2 protein-coding genes are annotated in these 3,289 nt (G+C 52.3%); both read right to left on the bottom strand.

Going from position 1 to position 3,289, the window contains the following annotated elements:
* Positions 1-188: 188 nt before the first annotated feature.
* A complete protein-coding gene (locus LLG96_09365) occupies positions 189-2,357 on the bottom strand; it encodes a hypothetical protein (GenBank protein ID MCE5250412.1) in 2,169 nt (722 codons plus the stop codon).
* 66 nt (positions 2,358-2,423) lie between these two features.
* Positions 2,424-3,224, bottom strand: a complete 801-nt coding sequence (locus tag LLG96_09360; protein MCE5250411.1) for a methyltransferase domain-containing protein — start codon at positions 3,222-3,224, stop codon at positions 2,424-2,426.
* Between the last annotated feature and the right edge of the window lie 65 nt (positions 3,225-3,289).

The raw sequence follows: 3,289 nt of genomic DNA, 5'->3' as shown, positions 1-3,289 counted from the left end.
TGAGGCAAGAGAGGGGATTGAGGGGTGAGTTCGGGTTGAGAAAAGGGGCAATAACCAAATCAAAAACAATACACATGCCGGTAAAAGCCCTATTTACAAGATTTTTCAAATATTTATAGCAATTTTAACCGGACACTACTGCACCGGAGCAATAACCACAAACCATAAACCATGAACTATTTACTGTCTCACGGATTGCACGTCACCATCAGTGAGCTTATCGGGCCGAACACACCGCGCACGTTCCTGACCCGCACATCGAGACGGTTATTTCCGGGTTTGAGCGCCCACAGCCATGATGGTTCCCGTTGTTCAACCCATTTCCCTTCATTGGCGCGTACCATGAATGTATCGAATCCGGGAGTGAACGTGTTAACATCGACCATCAGCACACCGGGTTCCGCAGTTTCGAGGAGATGAACCTCGGCCTGGTCGAGAGGCTCGTAAAAATCAAGAGCCCGTCCGGACTGGAGCTGGTGTTCATACCGTCTCGGAAACGTATCGTCATAGTAATTCAAAAATCCGTTCCATCCCCATGCCGAGGCGCCGGTATGAACCGGAACCGGAAGGGGATTCGAGAGAAAATCGTTCCGGGGGATTATACGGAAATATCCCGTGATTTCGAGAAGGTGACGGCCATCGGTTATGATACTTACGGGGTTGTTGCCCTCACGGATTCCTATGGAAACACGCGCGGCAATCTCATCCGCGTTTTCGGGTATGAGGGGTTTGTCCCATGAAACGGTACGGTGCAGTTCCGCTGCCCAGCGGTCGTGTATTTCGAGAAGATCGAGGGGAATTCCGGTTTCGGCATCGAAATAATAATAATCGCGGGTGGCGTCCATGTAAATCCACTTGTTGAATTCGTTCGACCATACTTCCGTAACCTCATGGCCTGCTTCAGTTTCACTGTTGATATTGATATGACGGGCCTGATATCCCATGGCAAGCATGGCCCCGATAAGCGCCTGGTTCGAATAGAGGCACATGGCATCGCGCCTTCTGCCCTCGTAATCTGTCTGGAGCCGGGGCATGCCTTTCTCGCCCTTTTCGAGGTGGACGACTTCGTTCCAGTTCCATGAATAGGCATTGTTCGTCACGGGGATATGGTACGCCCAGTTGAGAAGGCGCATCATGATCTCGAATTCGCCCGAAGCGCCCTCGACGATTTTATCGAGTTTCGCGTCTTTACGGTATTTTTCCAGCCCGGGATGAAGGTAATTTTCATAGGTGAATGGATAGGACGACCGCGCCACATGGCCGTTGTGAATAACCTCGACCGCTATACCGAGCTTTTTGTTGGGTGAACGATCTTCCCATTCAGCGGAAAGAGATAAACCCTTTATTTTCGGACTTCTGAGCCGATTTCCCGATGAGAGCTCAGCTTTCCACTGGAAGTAACGCCTGTTGCCGGGGTCTGTTTTCTCATCGACCGTCCCGGTGGCTGTCCACGGTGTCCAGGAAGGATCGTCGGTCCGCGGGCTTGAGCCGAACCGTGTCATGACAAGCGCTTCGGTGCTGTTTGGAGTTTCAATGTCAATTGCGACATCGACTTTCCGTATTACGGCATTCATTTTTAACGGGCATGTCCCGCCGATGATATCCATAACCGGTGAAATATACTCCCCCGACCGGACATAGCGGTCGAGACTGAGCCGTACCGAATATTCGCCGTCCACCTTATCGCACCACCCCAGCCTGCTGTCGCTCCATGTCCTGCCGCTGTCGCCGCTCTTGAACGACCGGTTGGGGTGATGAGTGCGGGTTACCGAGCCGCGGGCAAACTCGCTGTCGACCGCAATAAAAACATACCACGATGTCGAATCGCTCTCCGCCCACATGAGGATTTCATTCTCGCCCCTCCTGAGCGCGCCGGAAGGGATATCGACGAAATACCAGCAGTCATAGGGGGTGTACTCGGTATACTGTCGGGAATAAGGGAACGCATACGATGAAGCGGGACGGGTGAATTCAACCCCGTTCAGTGAAATATGGAGCGGCTCCGTGTTGCCTTTTTTCTCCGTGCCCTCGAATACGAGACGGCCGGAAAATGCGGAGGCATCATCGAGCATGAGGATTTTCTTTATGACAATTCCCTTCCTGAGATGTTCAACCCATGCACGCTCCTTGACATCCATCCCTTCGGGAACGCCGGAACCAGGAGCGTCATCCTCTATGAGCTCGGAATCATCGAGCGTAATGACATTATGCCTGCGATCGAGGAGCGTCCCAACCAGCCGGGCATCACGTTCAAGACCGGCGGCATCGAGCCGTATCTCTTTTGTCTCCGCACCGAACGCAAACGTATTAACGGCACCGATCCAGAACAATACTCCCAGAAGCCTCAATTTTAACATCGCAGTCTCCCACGTGTATGAGAATCCTGTGTAAAGGCAGCTTAAACCGGAGCCACTAACGCCGTTTCAGCAATTTTCAGCCTCGACTTCGAGACGAGCCATGGATACATGGATATAGCCCGAATCATCGATGGGATTGTCCCTGAGATATATATCGACAATTTCGGCGATAAACGTCTCTCTCATATGCGACGGCACCAGTTCCGTATAGGGCAGCCAGGTCGTTCTTATCCAGCCCGACAGGCCTTCCCTGCCCTTCTGTTTCATGTCTTTCGGTATAAGCTCGATCCGTTTCTCCCTCAATCCGGCCAGAGCAAGCCATTTCCTGTAATCATCGGGGCCATAAAATCCATACGGGAAAATAAAATTCCCGAAATATGGGCGCCAGGCATCCCGCACCATTAACTCGTCAATCACCGACAGTATCCCGTGTGCATTTCCATCACCGCCCATCTGGAGCAGTATTCTCCCCGGCGGCCTGAGACTTCTTTTTATCCCCTGCAAAACCGGCACATGATCCCTGACCCAGTGGAGAGCGGCATTGGAAAAGACCACATCGAACCGGTTTTCAAAGGTCAGCCGGGATGCATCCATATGGTCGAATGACAGATTTTTAAAATCCGCTTCGGGGAACGTTCGCCGGGCCAGGGAAATCATGGCTTCCGAGCTGTCGATGCCGACCACACAGCCATCCGGAACACGAGCAGCAAGAGCGGCGGTGACCTTGCCATCCCCGCAGCCGATGTCGAGCACCGATTCTGTAGCCTGGAGGCCGAGTTTCCCGATCAGCTCCAGCGCCCATTCATACTGGGCGGAAGAATGCCGGGAATATTCCTCCGAATCCCACGTGTATGCTTCCTTATGCATGATATGTACCTTGATGTTTTATATATGACGAAATGTTTCACTACGTTTTTTCGCAATAGATACCG

This window comes from bacterium, from assembly GCA_021372535.1.
In the GTDB taxonomy this organism is placed as follows: Bacteria; Latescibacterota; Latescibacteria; order Latescibacterales; family Latescibacteraceae; genus JAFGMP01.
Note: the sequence above shows the minus strand (reverse complement) of the source record. Positions and strands in the feature narration are given on the sequence as shown.

Bases quoted from the DNA above. Each gene is read 5' to 3' on its own strand.
- LLG96_09365 (MCE5250412.1), bottom strand. From the start codon at position 2,357: ATGTTAAAATTGAGGCTTCTGGGAGTATTGTTCTGGATCGGTGCCGTT.
- LLG96_09360 (MCE5250411.1), bottom strand. From the start codon at position 3,224: ATGCATAAGGAAGCATACACGTGGGATTCGGAGGAATATTCCCGGCAT.